Source organism: Neisseriaceae bacterium (assembly GCA_016864895.1).
Lineage (GTDB): Bacteria > Pseudomonadota > Gammaproteobacteria > Burkholderiales > Neisseriaceae > QFNR01.
This window is the reverse complement of sequence record CP046107.1, coordinates 282,850-298,464: the sequence shown is the minus strand read 5'-3', so window position 1 is coordinate 298,464 and position 15,615 is coordinate 282,850. Positions and strand designations below refer to the sequence as shown.

The window sequence follows — 15,615 nt, the reverse complement described above, 5'->3', positions numbered from 1 at the left end:
ACTCCTTAGTTAATCAATATTTTTAAATCGGATGCTTTGAGCATCCCATTCACCTTTAAATAATTCTTTCAATTTATTTGCTACCTTGTCTGAATGTAAATATTCTAAACCTTTTTTTTCCATTTCAGAATCATGTATTTTTTTTAGAGAGTGGTATGGGATTAAATTATCAGTCCATGGTTGCCATGTTACTTGAAGATTAAATAAATTCATAAAAGTTTTTTCAATATTTTTTTTCCCTGCAATCAATATCTCTCTACCAAAATCATTTTCATTTTGTATAGCACAAATAACACCTTGATTATTTGTTCCAACTAATGCTAGTTGTTTCGTTAAAATTATATAAGTGCCAATTTTCTTATTAACTTTTTGTATATACCTATACCAATCATCTACACTAATGACAATATTATTACTAGTTAAATGATTATTAACGTGATTTTTTTTGACTTCTTGAGAAATTTCATCAAATGATTGATTTAATATAGCTTGTTTTGGGACAGTTTTTTTTATTAAATCATTATTCTCATAATTTATTTTTTTTTTTAAACGATCGTTATCTGATATTGTAGCAATATTTTGACTTTTATCTTTAAAAAAATAAGGTCTAAATGATAATATCCTCATAATGGTCATCAAGAAACCAGTATATTCATCTGGTGCAATCACCTGATCTTTTTTACCATTAATAATTGTTTGATAGTAAATTTGAATTTCTTCATCTGATAAAACATTAGCTAGTATGCTAAATTTTTCATTTTCAGGATGTAAATCTAAGGAAAACAATTTGGCAGTCGCAAGATCCTTTAAGATTAACGCCATCTCATCCAAAAGGGCACTGAATCCCACAGATTGATATAACAATTGATTAATTTTTGTATAGAGTTCTGTTTTATTGTCTGCATTCAATGCTAAGAAAATATCATACAAAAAATCTTGATCAACCACACCCAACATTTTTTGTACTACCTCTGTAGTTAGTTGATGATTTGCCAGTGCTATTGATTGATCCAATAAACTTAGAGCATCCCGCATGGATCCATTAGCAGCTTTTGCAATTAAATAAAGACTAGGTTCTTCATATGCAATGTTTTCTTCACTTAAAACATATTTTAAGTAATCGAAAATTTGATCCAAATTTAGATTTTTTAACACAAATTGTAAACAACGACTTAGAATAGTAATCGGAACTTTATGTGGATCAGTAGTTGCTAAAATGAACTTAACATGAGGGGGAGGTTCCTCTAATGTTTTTAGCATTGCATTAAAAGCACTTTTTGAGAGCATATGTACTTCATCAATGATATAAACTTTAAATTTACCGACAGTAGGCATATATTGAGCATTCTCTAAAACTTCTCGAATATTATCAATTCCCGTATTAGAGGCTGCATCTATTTCTAATAAATCAACAAATCGTCCTTCATCAATACAAATGCAAGCATCACATTGACCACATGGTTCACCATTAACAGGGTTATCACAATTTAAACTTTTAGCCAAAATTCGTGCAATAGTTGTTTTACCAACCCCTCTAGTTCCGGTCAGTAAATAAGCATGATGCAATCGAGATTGTTGGACAGAATTTAATAGTGTCTGTGTAACATGTTCTTGTCCAACTAAATCTACAAATTTTTTAGGACGAAACTTTCTAGCTAATACTTGGTAAGCCATTAATAGATACCTTTGCGAATACCTTGAGCGATTTGTTCAATTGCCATTACATATAAATGACTGTTATTATATTTCCAGATAGTATAAAAATTATTTAAACCAACAAAATAACTATCACTACCTGGAGAAGTTTCTAACTTAAATAGAACAACTTTTAAATTATCCGGCAATTTGTTAAAGAAATTAACTCCTTTGGATTTTAAGTCACCAACACTGTATTTTAAACTGGTTTCTTCAGTAATAATTGTTTGTAATTGAGGATTGATATTAAGAGATACTGGATAATAAACACCTTCTCCTCTTTGCCATCCATGTTGTTGAAGATAGTTACCGATAGAAGCAATTGCATCTTCCTCTTTGTGCCATATATCAGGGAAATCATTCCCAGAATAACTGACTGCCCATTTACGATAGCTAGAAGGCATAAATTGTGGGTAACCCATAGCTCCAGCAAAACTACCTTTATATGTGAAGGGATCTCGATTCGCTTCTTGACTCATCAAGAAAAACTCTTCCAGTTCTTTTTGAAACAAACGCGCTCTTCTTGGATAATAAAAGGCTAAAGTATATAATGAATCTGCAACGTTCTCATGCCCCATCATCATACCATAACGTGTTTCCATTCCTAAGATAGCTAAGATATATTCAGGTGGTACCCCTGTTTTTTTCGATACAGTATTAATCACTAATTTATTTTTATTATAAAAATTAATACCTTGTCGAATTGTTATACTTGAAACATTATTTTTCTTAAAAATATACCATGGATTTGATGTCCCTGGTTTATTCATTACTCTTATAATGCTGTCTTTATAATTAACTCGGTTAAAAAAGTATTCTAATTGTGATTGTGTTGCAACTCCTTTACTAATCATTTTATTGTTGAAGCAATTGATATCAGGACAAACATCATCCTGTATAGGCGTCAATTTAACCTGTTTTTGTTCTGTTTCTATTTGATAATCAGAAGTACACCCTGCTACCAACCATAACAAATAAAATAAGTACTTTTTCATTTTTCTATTCATTTAATTAAACAGGTACATTATACATAATCTGAGTTAAATTAGGACAAAAAAAAGCTGTCTTTAGGACAGCTTCTTTATTTTATGTAAACATTCGGACTAATCTACTTGAGGTTCTACAACTAATTTAATCACTGCTACTGCATCATGGTGATAGGCAATTTCAATATTATACTCGCCTAATGCTTTAAGTGGACCATGCGGTAAACGGATACTAGAACGTTCAGTCGGTACGCCTAGTTCGTTTAATATTTTTGCAATATCAATAGCAGTTACAGAACCAAATAAACGCCCATCAATACCTGCTTTTTGCTGGACTTGATATGTTTGCCCATCTACTTTATTTCTTTTCTCATGAGCTTCTTTGATAATTGCTTCTTGCTTTGCTATCAACCCTGCTTTTCTTTGTTCAAAATCAGCAATATTTTCTTGACTTGCTCTTTTTGCTTTTCCTTTAGGAATCAAATAATTGCGTGCATATCCGTTTTTTACTTCTAGAATATCACCTAAATCACCTAAATCACCCACTTTTTCCAAAAGAATAACTTGCATGATTAACCCCCTCTTATTTATGTTGATCAGTATAAGGTAGCAGTGCTAGGAATCTAGCACGTTTTATTGCCACTGATAATTGACGTTGATATCTTGCTTTAGTGCCAGTGATTCTTGAAGGAATAATTTTTCCATTTTCAGCAATAAAGTCTTTCAACAAATCTACATCCTTATAATCAACATGTTTAATACCTTCTGCACTAAATCTACAGTATTTTTTTCTTTTGAACATATTATTTTGTGCCATTTTCAATACCTTTATGGTTAAATTCTGTTATGTGGTTGATATGAAAAACTACATTCTTAAATCCTAACTTAGGTGTTTTTAAAAAACCCTTAGCTAAAATCATTTTATGAATTTTATCTTTGTATACCAACGCGTCATTTCCTACTATTTTTGCCACAATATTTAAAGTAACTTGTCTTAATTGCCCATCTTCTATCTGTTCAGATGTGTGACTTAAAAGTATGGTCAAAATTGGTTTTCCAGTCAGTGATATCTTAAAATCTATTATTCTCAATATCTTAGCAATTAACTCAAGTTGATTAATAATTGCTTTCAATTTAGATCACTTTTCTAGTTTGTAGCCAATAAGTTTTTAGATTTTTCCTCCTTCATCATAGGAGAGGGAGCAGATACGGCATGGTCTAATTTAGATGTTAGATGTCTTAAAACCGCATCATTAAATTTAAATGCAGTTTCAATCTCTTCAATCACCGAAGGCTCGCACTCTACGTTCATTAAAACATAATGAGCCTTGTGTAGTTTATTAACAGGATAAGCTAATTGACGACGACCCCAATCCTCAAGTCTATGAAAGATTCCCTTTGAATCGGTAACCAAGGCTTTGTACTTTTCAATCATGGCAGGAACCTGTTCACTTTGATCAGGGTGTACTATAAAAACAATTTCATAATGACGCATGTAATCTCCTTATGGCTATCAAGCCTTCTGTACATGCGATACAGAAGGCAAGGTTTTTTCTTGAAAAAAATTAAAACAAACAAGTCTGCGATTGTATTATACTTTTAATACATTATCAATAGGATAATGTACTATTATTTGGTGATCTTACGGTAAAAATAAGCCAAGACTGAAAAGAATACAATAAAAGTTAGGATACTGCTTGTATTTGAGCTCCACAATTGTAAAGCAAAAGGTGTTGAACTTCCTCCACTATAAACAGAAATCAAAATAGCTAAAGCGACTACAATACCCATCAAGCTTTCACCAACAATCAGGCCAGAAGCAAATAATGTTCCTTTTTTATTGACTATTTCATATTTTTTGCCATCAGTAATTTTACGTCGAACTAACCAGGCTAAAAAAGCTCCAAAAAATATGGGGACATTTACACTAGGTGGTAAGTAAATACCCATACCAAAAGCCAAAGGAGGGAAAGAATATTTTCCGTTACTGATAGTTCTTAATAATTTATCCAAAATAATTACTCCTAGGCCAACAATTATACCTATCTTTAGATCCTTCCAATTTATATTATGAGAAAATAACCCTTCAGCTAAAACAGCCATTAAATTTGCTTGTGGTGCATTTAAGACTGCATTGGGATCCATTCCTGCTCTTGGCATTACTCCATGAAACCCGTAGGCAAAAAATAATATATTTAATACAGGCGCTAGTATTAATGCACCAGCAAGACATCCGATCATTAAAACCCATTGTTGATTGGCTGGCGTTGCACCAACTAATTGACCTGTTTTTAAGTCTTGTAAATTATCATTGGCAATTCCTGCTACACTAACGACAACAGAAGCAGCTAACAAAGATAAAGCAACAAAGAATGATTTTAAGTTAGGGTCAGATAATTCGACACTAAATTTTGTAATTGAAAATAAGGTCAATGAGATGATTAATACCGATAGAATTGCAATACTAGAAATTGGACTGGAAGAAGATCCTAGAATTCCTGCCATATAACCACAGGTAGCAGAGATTAAAAATCCCACTATAACTGATAAAAACACAACAATTAAGATTAAACCAATTGTCCAAAAAAATGACAAATTTAATGGTGCAATAATGTGATAAAAGTTTAATAAAAGGATTGATGTTAGTAAAATAAATAATAGTATCATATATATAGGGGTAATATCTCTATCATTATCATTACCATTGGTATGAATATTAGAGAATGGATTTTTAAAAGAAATTTTAATACTCTTTAAGGTCGGTATAAATAGTGTGCATAAAGTCCAAACTGCCCCAATTCCAATCATACCAACGCCCATTATTCGAACTCGAGTACTCCAAATTTCTGTTGCATATGCTTCTATAGTTGAATATTGATTAACATCCATAGGGTTAAAATAGGTTAATATTGGTACAATTAAACTCCAGTTAATTAAAGTTCCCAACATCATAACAATTGCAACACCTATACCAATCAAATAACCTGCTCCAACTAATGCTAAAGAAAAACCAAAGGGTAACTGAAAAATTGAGTATTTAATTTTAAACCAATAAGAAGCAGAATCAGTAAGTAATTTTAATCCGCTTGTGATAAAGGATATGGCTGATGATAGAATACCACCAATTCCAATATAATGGATATTTTTGCCCTCTTCTCCACTTTCTCCTGCTTTTAATATTTCAGCGGCTGCAATACCTTCTGGATAAGGCAACTCACTTTGTACTACTAATACCTTTCTTAATGGAATAGTTAATAGAACACCTAAAATACCACCACTAATAGAAATGAAAAAAGTTTGCCAATAATTAAAATCATTCCAATATCCAATTAATATCAAGGAGGGTAAAGTAAAAATGATGCAAGATAAAGTACCTGCAGCAGATGCCTGTGTTTGTACTAAGTTATTTTCTAAGATATTACTGTCCTTAAAATGTCTTAAAACTGCCATGGAAATTACAGCCGCAGGAATAGAAGATGCAACAGTCATACCAACTTTAAGACCTAAGTATAGATTTGCAGCCATAAAAATAAGAGTTATTAAAAATCCTAATATAATTCCTCTTAATGTTAATTCTTTCATCTGATTATTCATATATCCTCCTAACATTCTGTTTGATGGTCAATTAATTTTTCTAATTCCTCTAAAGGTGGTAAATCCTTTAATGAGTTTAATCGAAAATCAAGTAAAAATTGTTGACTTGTTGCTAATAATGCTGGTTTTCCAATAGATTCTTTATATCCACAAACATTAATCCAACCCCTTTCCATCAAAATTTTTATTACTGAAGTAGAAACACCCACGCCACGAATCTCTTCAATTTCAGAGCGAGTGATTGGTTGCTTATATGCGATAATAGCTAAAGTTTCTAATACTGCTTTTGAATATTTTGGATTTTTTTCTTCTTGAAGGTGTGGGATACTTTCAAAAAAATCAGCTTCGATCATAAATCTCCAGTAATTTTGCTGATTAATTAACTTCAACCCCCTATTTTCCCACCTATGTTGTAAGCTATCTAATATCCTACGTAATTGCATCTCAGTTAATAAAGGATCAAATAAATTTTGAAGCTCTTGTTCTGTTAAATACTCATCTGCTGTCAATAAAGCAGCTTCAATCATCGCTTCTTGTCTAGAAAACATGTTATCCATATTGCTTAATTAGTAATATCCTCAATCATTTTTGACATAGTAACTCACTTACTCTAAGCAAAAGCTATAGAGCGAACTTCATACGACCCATATTGGATATCTTTATGTACTTTTCGCTTTCACACTATTTTTACTAAATAGTTTAGCAACAAGGGAGCTTCCCATGTATGTCGTAGTATCTACGACATACGCCAAGGTTGATCATATTTTTTCCTAGCTCTTTACACTTATGTCTCAAATGAGTAATAATCAATTCATACCAACCACTATCTACAATACGAAAAGATAGTCGTTTATTTTTTATCATCCCTTTGAAAGATAAGTTTTCAATAGCAAAACCAGTGATTTGATCATCATGAGCTAGTTTACTTGAACGCTTTTGTAAAAAGTCATTAAGACTGTTGGAAGTTCTTTCATAATGTTTAGTTAATATAATTCTTTGTTTATCTTTGTTATTGGATTTCTGTCTTTTTCTAGAGAATTTTCTTTGTTCTATGCCCAATCGGTCAAGTGACAGTTTAAGATGTCTAGAATGACAGACTTTATTACCTAAATTATCAATCAGATATTGAATTAATCCTAAAAAGAATTTTCGATAAGTTTGCTTAAAATATTGAATATTAAAAAATACTAAGCCGTCTGCTTCTGTCAGAAAAGAACACTCAATCTTATAATATTGAACTGGCGCTGGAGATCGACATTTAATGCTAATACTTTCTTTTGACTCATAATGTTTAATTTTGTCCATCCACACTAAACCGTATACTTTGAGTATATAATCAAAAGTTTTAACAATAAAAACTTTCTGTTCGCTATTAAGATAGATTCTATATTTACGAGCTTTCATACGGTAGCTATTTTAACATATTAATCAATAGTATGGAATATTATTATTGGTGAATTCAATAGAGATAGTAGCCATATTTATCTACTTATTAAACACGTCTTAGCATTATGTCAGTCTAGTAGATAAATTTAAGTTAATAATCTAGGAACTGTTACTTATATATAGGGAAGTTAGCTAACATCAAAAATGATATTTATATCTTATGGATTAGAGCTTATTGTTTTAAAGGTTTTTATGGTTCTGTGAAAACCACTTCCTAAGTTATTACTATAGTTGGTTTAATCAAGATTTTTTTATCTTTTTCTTGGAGTTACGTTCTTCTTCTCTTTGCAAGGCCGAATTTTGCCAAATTAACCATTCCTCAGGCTTTTCTAAAGAAATTCTACCCATTCGACCAGTTCTAAAATCTTGAATAACCATCTCAGAAATTTTTTGGTAGTCAATGCAACCTTTAGATAAAATGGTTCCTCTTTTTTTGGCTAATAAGGTGAGAAGTTCATCACTAGGCATATTGATATCTAAATTATCTAATTTATATCTAGATGATAATTTTTGTAAGTAGTTAGTTTTTAAGTAATCCAATAAATGTAAAGCTACTTCTTCATCATTATAGGCATTTTTCCCTACTGAGCCAGCTGTAGCTAGTCGATAACCACTTTCAGGAATAATAATCTTTTCCCATAGCATACCTGGTGTATCATACAACCATATATCATCAGTCAGTACAAGGTGTTGTTCATCTTTGGTGATGCCTGCTTCATTGCCTGTTTTTGTCACTTTTCTACCTAATAAGTTATTGATTAAAGAAGATTTACCAACATTAGGTACGCCACAAATCATTATACGCAAAGGTTTATCCATACTTCTACGATTAGGTACTAAATTTTTACTTTGTTCAATAATTAATTTATTTTTAGATGTATGGTTGGAAGTAATTGCCAATGCTTTTGTATCTGCTTGGGCATTAAAATAATCTAACCATTTTTGTGTAACAGATGCATCGGCTAAATCAGCTTTATTTAACAACTTTAATTTAGCTTTATTTTGAGAAAGATTTGCTAATAAAGGACTAATTGAAGAGGCGGGCAATCTTGCATCCAGAACTTCAATCACTATATCAATACTTTTTAAACGATTTTGTATCGCTTTTTTGGATCGATACATATGACCAGGAAACCATTGTATACACATAATTATTTATAATCCAATTGTCTATGCCGAACTAAAACCGAATATTGCTGATCAAAATATTTAGCTAACTGTTCGACCACATATACAGAACGATGAATCCCACCTGTACATCCAATAGCAACTTTCAACGTAGTTCGAGTAGTATTTTTAAAGGAGGGTATCCAACTATCAAGGAAGTTGTTAATATTTTTGATCATCTTATCAACTTCTGGAAATTGTTGGAAAAAATCTTTAATTCTATCATCACATCCGACCAAGTTTCTAAAACTGATAGAGTAATAGGGGTTAGGCAAGCAACGTATATCAAAGATATAATCAGCATCTAGTGGTGTGCCAAATTTAAAACCAAAAGATTCAAAAATTAAATGAAAAGGCTTACCTGTTAAACCTACCCAGTCTTGTATCCATTTTCTTAAATCTTGTACTTGCATATAAGAGGTATCTAAAATTAGTGACTCTTCACGGATTGGTCTTAATAATGTTCTTTCTTCCTGAATGGCATCTTTTAGTGAGTGATGATTGTCTTGTAAAGGATGAGATCTGCGTGTTTCTGAATATCGTTTCATTAAAATATCATCACAAGCATCGAAAAATAAAATATTTAGGATATCTTGTTCATGATTGATCTGAGCTAAAATATTATTTAGTTCGTGAAACTTAGTTTTAGAACGAGAATCAATACTAACAGCCAACTTATCCACCATTCCTTGCTGTCGATGCCAATTAACTAGATTTTCTAATAACTCGGAAGGTAGATTATCTACACAATAAAAACCTAAATCTTCTAGAGCTGTTAGTGCAATGGATTTACCGGAACCAGAGACCCCACTTACTAAAATCAAATTCATATTCTATTAACCCTTATTCTTAATTAATAAGAAAGAATCAGCCAACTTTTGAGACTTATCAAATCTAATGTATCCTCATCTATCGCTCTATCCATAATAGTGTTCATTGCCCTACTCTTCTGATCGACATAATACCTTCTTGAATATATATTACTTCAAGCAATTATTGAGATATCAATACTTTTTGATAAATAGTTTGGTATTAATATTCATACCTGACAGAATTCCATCACATCCTACGTATATACATATTAACTTAATTTTAAAAGCATAATCTTTCAGTTTTCTAGTGATGCCAACTCCTACTTTGTATCGTTTACCTCCGATTAGCTACCCAACCCATTATTAGTGTTAGTTTCGAGATTATTTATTTAAGAAATACCCTGAAAGCTCTCCTTGACTAAATTTGTACGGGTAACAAATATTATCTCAATGGTAACATAGTTTAGACCCAAACTTAATGAATATCTGATTGGCATATAAATTTTGAATACTACTATTTAGCTAGATTTTCATAATATAATTATTCCTTGTAATGGTGTATCTAAATTGACTAGATTTTTGACAAAAGCAATATTTAAATCAACCAGAGATAATCGTACAATTTCATTTTTCCGTTTGATTATCTAAAAAATAGTAGTTTTATCCATTGAACCTCGTTAGAATACTTACCTATTGATTACTGACACACTGACTATTTTTTTAAGTCAATTGTTGGAATAACAATTACGCTAACTTACTCCTTCAAAAAATATATAGATTTTGTTTGCTACCTTGCTAAGTGCGTTATCTAGTGCTTCCAACATGCCTTGATAACCATCAAAACTTTGTAAAGCTGTTTCTTTAAATGCAAGAGATTTTTTAATATTATGTTGATTATCAAGTAAATTAGCATATCCAACTACCTCTGCCGTTCCGTCCAAATTACCTTGAAACTTTTCAATAATAATTTCTAATTTTTCTAAACTATTTGTGTCAGAATAAATAGAAAAAGCATTATCATTATTTTTACCTAACTGATTAAGTTTATTAGAAATATTATTTTGAATAGATTTTGCTAAATTTTCTGCCCATAAGTGATTAGTTGTGAAATGGATTGAGTGAAATCTTTTGTCTCCGATTACAATAGAAGGTGAAGATAAATGGTCAGCTACTTGAACTGTTATTTCGATTACATTATTTATTTTCAATGGGGGTATGAAATTACTATTTGGTAAATAGTAATATTGTGTATTTGCTTTAGAAGCACAAGCATTCAAAAAAAATATTAGACAAAATGTAATAATATAACGTTTCATTGTACTGTCGCCTTAGGGATAGGATCTTTTTTGTTGTAGTTAAATAATAAAGAGTTAGGCTTCTCATTTATCTTACGAGATATCTGATCCAAATTTTGTATCAAATTATTTAAATCTTTATAAATTTTAGAACTCGGAGAAATACTCTTGAGAGTTTTATCAAGTTCTTTGATTGTATTATTTAGATTGTCAATGAATTTACCACTATCTAAATCAGAGGTAATATTCTTTATGAAACTTAAAGTGAATTTTAATTCATCTAAATTCTTATTTAATTTATTAACTGTTTTTTCTAAAGGTAAATTTTGAATTTTCATCAATACCAGATTAATGTTTTCTAGTAGACTATCAACACCTGAGAGTGTGGTAGGTATGACGGGATATTTTTGATATTGTTTTCGTGGATATACAGGGTGATCGGTAGCCGTTTTTTCATATAGATAGACATACTTTTCCCCAGTGATTAAGCTATCTGAATTAATTGTAGCCACTAGACCATTTTGGATAGCCTGTATTAATTCTTGTTTTAAAGTTTTATATTCAGCATCTAACACATCAGGATTGATATAAAATAGAACTGGAATTTCTTTTGTTTTAAACATATTTTTCTTATCACTACCTGCATAATAAGGAGCTTTTATTACTTCACCAACTTTAATGCCTTTGTATTCAACTGAGGAGCCAGCGATCAAATTCCTAATATCCTGATTGAAAAAACCAACTAAATAAATCGTATTATTTGGAACATTTATAGGAATTTCAGATTCATCGGAGTATAAAGGAAATTCATAGTCTTCATCAATAGGGTCACCTTTATCCATACCTTTCGGTTCACTAAAAGAAATCGATCCAACTAGATTATCAAAGTTCAAACCTTTAATTTTTATTTCACCACCTCTACCATCTAATGAGATACCAAAGGTAATCCAAAAATTAATATTTTTACCTAACAATTCGTCATTAGGAGAAGAGATAAAAATTTGATAATGTGTCGTTTTAGTTATTGGATCGAAATAAGAGTGTTCAACAGTACCTACATGGATACCCTTATAAAGAATAGCACTACCAGCACCTAATAATGTACCATTATCTTTTCCTATTAATTTAACAATACTGCCTTGACTTTGATAAGACATTAAAGGAGGTCTATCGTAAACAATAAATTCATTTTTTTTAGTTTTACTCATACCTGGCATAATTTCAATGTAAGAACCTGAAATAAGAGTGGATAGCCCCGATACGCCACCTTTGGCAATGATGGGTTTTACTACCCAATATTGGGCATCTTCTGCAAGTAATTGTTTATTATCACTATTAATATATGCTTTCATGATGACACTTTTACTATCTGGTGTTAATTTCATACTTTTAATTTTACCTACCTCTACGTTTAAAACTTTCAGAACTGTATTGTTAACTTTCAAACCATTTGCATTGGAAATATATAGGGTCACTGACTCTCCCAAAGATTTATAGTAATCATATGAAAGCCAAATTCCAGTTATAATCGCCACGACGGGGATAAACCATACCACCGATATCATCGAAATTTTAGAGTTTTTAACTGTCATATTTAGTCCATCTCATACTGCTTATTCTGACTATCTACCCATAATAAACGAGTATCAATAATATTTGTAGCTAACATTGTTATTATAACTACAAGACAAAAGTAAATAATTGCTAAACCTGGTAGAATGCAAATTATTGGGGATGTGAAAAGAGATGTCATTAGCGTGATAACAAAAACATCGATCATGGACCATCTCCCTATTTTTTCTATTACAACATAACATTTTGTTAAATTTCCTGGTGAGAGAGCTCTTTTATAACTTATTGCCAATAATATGATGAATAGGATAAAAATCTTAGTAATTGGAATCAAAAAACTTGCTACAAATATTACAGTAGAAATAACATAATCTCCTAAATCCCAAATTTGTATAATTCCTTCCAATATTGTACTGGAATAATAAAAACTTATCCCATCTGTAATCATCATAGGATAGACATTCGCAGGAATATAAAATATGACTGCTGTGATCAATAATGTCCATGATAAATGGACTTTTAGTCTAGCTTCTTGCTTAATCTCTATCGCTGATTGTTTTTTAATCTGAGTTGTACTACCTTCTAAATTTAAAATTTTTTCTTTTAGCCAGTAGTCAGAAATTGATAATACAGTTCTTGCTAAAAATATAGAATATCCAAATATAGTAATCATTGTATAATCAAAATATACATCAGCTAGCGCTTTTATTTTAAATAATGCTACGATAACCGAGATACAGAATATGTCTACCATAATCCATGGTTTTAACTTAACCAAAATATGAGCAACCTCTTTTATTTTGACCCATCGTTTCTGTAAAAATAATCCACAGTAAACATACAATGTAGCCATAATGAAAATTAAGGGTATGATTAACACAAATAAGACAAAGACAAATGATAGAAATATAAAACCTTGAGAATTTAAGTATTCAAATATCCTTAATAAGGAAATACTTGTTCTATCTTCAACAATAGGAATTACCACATTCAGTAAAGGGAAAGTAAGAGAGAAGAAGAAAGCCAATAAAGACAAAAGACCATAAATTATGGGTGTTGTGATTGGTTTTTTTTCTATTCGAATTAATGTCTGTTGACACTGAGGGCAGTTGACTTGCTCTCCTGGATGTACTTTTTCAATATCAAATTCGGCATTACAAAAATGACATATCATCTCTCTAGCTGAGATACTGTTATCTCTATTGACGTTTTCTATATAAATATCTGAATTAATAGTTGTATTATCCATAGAGTTGTAATTCCACATGTCAATTAATTAAGTTAAATTTAATTTTTGATTTCCAATCTCAAAATATCGTTTGATATTATAATCATTAGGAAGCTCAGTGTCCTTAAATTTTGATGATACGATGGATCTTGTACAATACTTTAAATATCTAGATTTATATTTATAATCTATCAATTTCATCGTAAGTTTCCATTTTTTAGGAAGATAAAATTTTAATATTTTAGTAGTATGAGATACTGCTCCACTTTTCCAATACGTATAATATAAGGGATTTGGTTTAATGGTAGAGTAAATCTTGTCATTAGTTTTGAGGGTGAAATATATAACTGTCATACTCTGTTATTCAATAGAATTTTCTAAGGATTTTACAGTTAAATGACAACTTTGATTGAGTATTTTCAGGCATCATAGTGATATGAACCTCATTTCTAAAAATATTCACTCAAATTTTAGTGAGCTTAGCTAAAAATATTAAGAAAAAAGTTTATTGTTGTAAGGACACATGCTGCAATTATTAGTTTGCAATGTAATGTTTTATGAGTTAATTTTCATTTTTATACTAGTGACGTTTTTTTTTATGATTTTAAGCAGTATAATCTCCCTTTTGTGTCCAAAGTTATTTGGTTCACGAGTATTTAACTAAGGTAAATTAACATGGTAAATAATGACGTTGACAAAGTTCTGGAAAAAGATACTCCTTTTTTAAAAATACAAAATGTGACCAAAACCTTTGGTGATTACTATGCTGTAGATGACGTTAGTCAGGATATTTATCAAGGAGAAATATTTGCTCTTTTAGGTAGTTCAGGAGGTGGGAAGTCAACCTTACTCAGGATACTAGCAGGCATCGAAAAGCCAACTTCTGGGAGAATTATCTTAGATGGTAAGGATATTACTAAAGATAAGCCTTATGACAGACCTATTAATATGATGTTTCAAAGTTATGCGTTATTTCCGCATATGACTGTAGAACAAAATGTTGCGTTTGGACTCAAGCAAGACAAAATATCTAAGGACGAAATTGAAGAGAGAACTGCACAGATGTTGAAATTGGTACAAATGAGTAAGTTCGCTAATCGTAAACCTAATCAATTGTCTGGAGGGCAACAACAACGTGTTGCTTTAGCACGTTCACTCGTGAAAAAGCCCAAAGTTTTATTATTGGATGAACCCTTAGGAGCATTAGATAAAAATTTAAGAAAACAAACTCAGTTGGAGTTGGTTAATACTATCGAAATGGTGGCGGTGACCTGTGTTATGATTACACATGATCAAGAGGAAGCCATGACAATGGCGACTCGTATTGCTGTTATGTCAGATGGTAAATTTCAACAAGTAGGTAAACCTTTTGATATTTATAAATATCCTAACAGTCGTTTTACAGCTCAATTTTTGGGTGACACCAACATATTACATGGGTTTGTTGTTAGTGATCAATCAGATTCAATGGAAATTATTTCCGAACATCTTAATAACCATTTTTACTTATCCTATAGTCTTGGCGGCCCAGACAATATGGAAGTTTGGGTCAGTATCAGACCAGAAGATGTGAATATGTATAAGACCAAACCCAGTCATTTAACAGATTATAATTGGGCATCAGGCGTAGTAGAAGAAATTGCCTTTTTAGGAAGTGTTGCTGTTTATTATGTGAGATTAGATAGTGGTTTTATTATGAGAAGTACTATTCCTTCTTCTCGATGGTATTTGGCAGATGAAAGACCTCCTACCTGGGGAGATACCGTCTACATAGCATGGCACAGCGATCAGCCTGTCGCACTAACCAGATAGTTTGGAGA

The 15,615-nt window shown here is 31.1% G+C and carries 15 protein-coding genes; 1 reads left to right on the top strand and 14 read right to left on the bottom strand.

Annotated elements, in window-relative coordinates; all coding sequences use genetic code 11:
• Positions 1–9: 9 nt before the first annotated feature.
• The 14 genes from dnaX to GKC53_01135 all read right to left on the bottom strand — a co-directional run bounded on the left by dnaX (position 10) and on the right by GKC53_01135 (position 13,834).
• On the bottom strand, positions 10–1,674 hold the full coding sequence (dnaX, locus tag GKC53_01200; protein ID QRN40781.1) for a DNA polymerase III subunit gamma/tau: 1,665 nt from the start codon (positions 1,672–1,674) through the stop codon (positions 10–12).
• Positions 1,674–2,702 (bottom strand): lytic murein transglycosylase B, encoded by a 1,029-nt coding sequence (mltB, locus tag GKC53_01195; protein QRN40780.1) that lies wholly within the window; start codon positions 2,700–2,702, stop codon positions 1,674–1,676. Before mltB ends, dnaX begins: the two co-directional genes overlap by 1 nt.
• 96 nt (positions 2,703–2,798) lie before the next feature.
• Positions 2,799–3,251, bottom strand: coding sequence for a 50S ribosomal protein L9 (gene rplI / locus GKC53_01190; GenBank protein QRN40779.1), 453 nt, complete (start codon positions 3,249–3,251; stop codon positions 2,799–2,801).
• A gap of 13 nt (positions 3,252–3,264) precedes the next feature.
• Complete coding sequence (rpsR, locus tag GKC53_01185; GenBank protein ID QRN40778.1) at positions 3,265–3,498, bottom strand: 30S ribosomal protein S18; 234 nt, start codon at positions 3,496–3,498, stop codon at positions 3,265–3,267.
• The gene (locus GKC53_01180; GenBank protein ID QRN40777.1) at positions 3,485–3,814 is read right to left on the bottom strand and encodes a hypothetical protein; all 330 of its coding nucleotides are present in this window, start codon (positions 3,812–3,814) and stop codon (positions 3,485–3,487) included. The genes rpsR and GKC53_01180 overlap by 14 nt, the downstream gene beginning before the upstream one ends.
• A 14-nt stretch (positions 3,815–3,828) precedes the next feature.
• A complete protein-coding gene (gene rpsF / locus GKC53_01175; GenBank protein QRN40776.1) occupies positions 3,829–4,176 on the bottom strand; it encodes a 30S ribosomal protein S6 in 348 nt (115 codons plus the stop codon).
• 134 nt (positions 4,177–4,310) lie between these two features.
• The gene (locus tag GKC53_01170; protein QRN40775.1) at positions 4,311–6,290 is read right to left on the bottom strand and encodes an oligopeptide transporter, OPT family; all 1,980 of its coding nucleotides are present in this window, start codon (positions 6,288–6,290) and stop codon (positions 4,311–4,313) included.
• The gene (gene scpB, locus GKC53_01165; GenBank protein ID QRN40774.1) at positions 6,284–6,823 is read right to left on the bottom strand and encodes an SMC-Scp complex subunit ScpB; all 540 of its coding nucleotides are present in this window, start codon (positions 6,821–6,823) and stop codon (positions 6,284–6,286) included. Before scpB ends, GKC53_01170 begins: the two co-directional genes overlap by 7 nt.
• Before the next feature lie 151 nt (positions 6,824–6,974).
• Positions 6,975–7,679, bottom strand: a complete 705-nt coding sequence (locus GKC53_01160) for a transposase (protein QRN41809.1) — start codon at positions 7,677–7,679, stop codon at positions 6,975–6,977.
• A 282-nt stretch (positions 7,680–7,961) separates the two neighbouring features.
• Positions 7,962–8,870 (bottom strand): ribosome biogenesis GTPase YlqF, encoded by a 909-nt coding sequence (ylqF, locus tag GKC53_01155; GenBank protein ID QRN40773.1) that lies wholly within the window; start codon positions 8,868–8,870, stop codon positions 7,962–7,964.
• 2 nt (positions 8,871–8,872) lie between these two features.
• On the bottom strand, positions 8,873–9,718 hold the full coding sequence (rapZ, locus tag GKC53_01150; GenBank protein QRN40772.1) for an RNase adapter RapZ: 846 nt from the start codon (positions 9,716–9,718) through the stop codon (positions 8,873–8,875).
• 731 nt (positions 9,719–10,449) lie between these two features.
• Positions 10,450–11,016, bottom strand: coding sequence for a hypothetical protein (locus tag GKC53_01145; protein ID QRN40771.1), 567 nt, complete (start codon positions 11,014–11,016; stop codon positions 10,450–10,452).
• Complete coding sequence (locus GKC53_01140; protein QRN40770.1) at positions 11,013–12,587, bottom strand: MCE family protein; 1,575 nt, start codon at positions 12,585–12,587, stop codon at positions 11,013–11,015. The genes GKC53_01145 and GKC53_01140 overlap by 4 nt, the downstream gene beginning before the upstream one ends.
• Before the next feature lie 2 nt (positions 12,588–12,589).
• Positions 12,590–13,834, bottom strand: a complete 1,245-nt coding sequence (locus tag GKC53_01135) for a hypothetical protein (GenBank protein QRN40769.1) — start codon at positions 13,832–13,834, stop codon at positions 12,590–12,592.
• A gap of 636 nt (positions 13,835–14,470) precedes the next feature.
• Between GKC53_01135 and potA the strand changes: the two genes are divergently transcribed.
• A complete protein-coding gene (gene potA, locus GKC53_01130) occupies positions 14,471–15,607 on the top strand; it encodes a polyamine ABC transporter ATP-binding protein (protein QRN40768.1) in 1,137 nt (378 codons plus the stop codon).
• Positions 15,608–15,615: the final 8 nt, after the last annotated feature.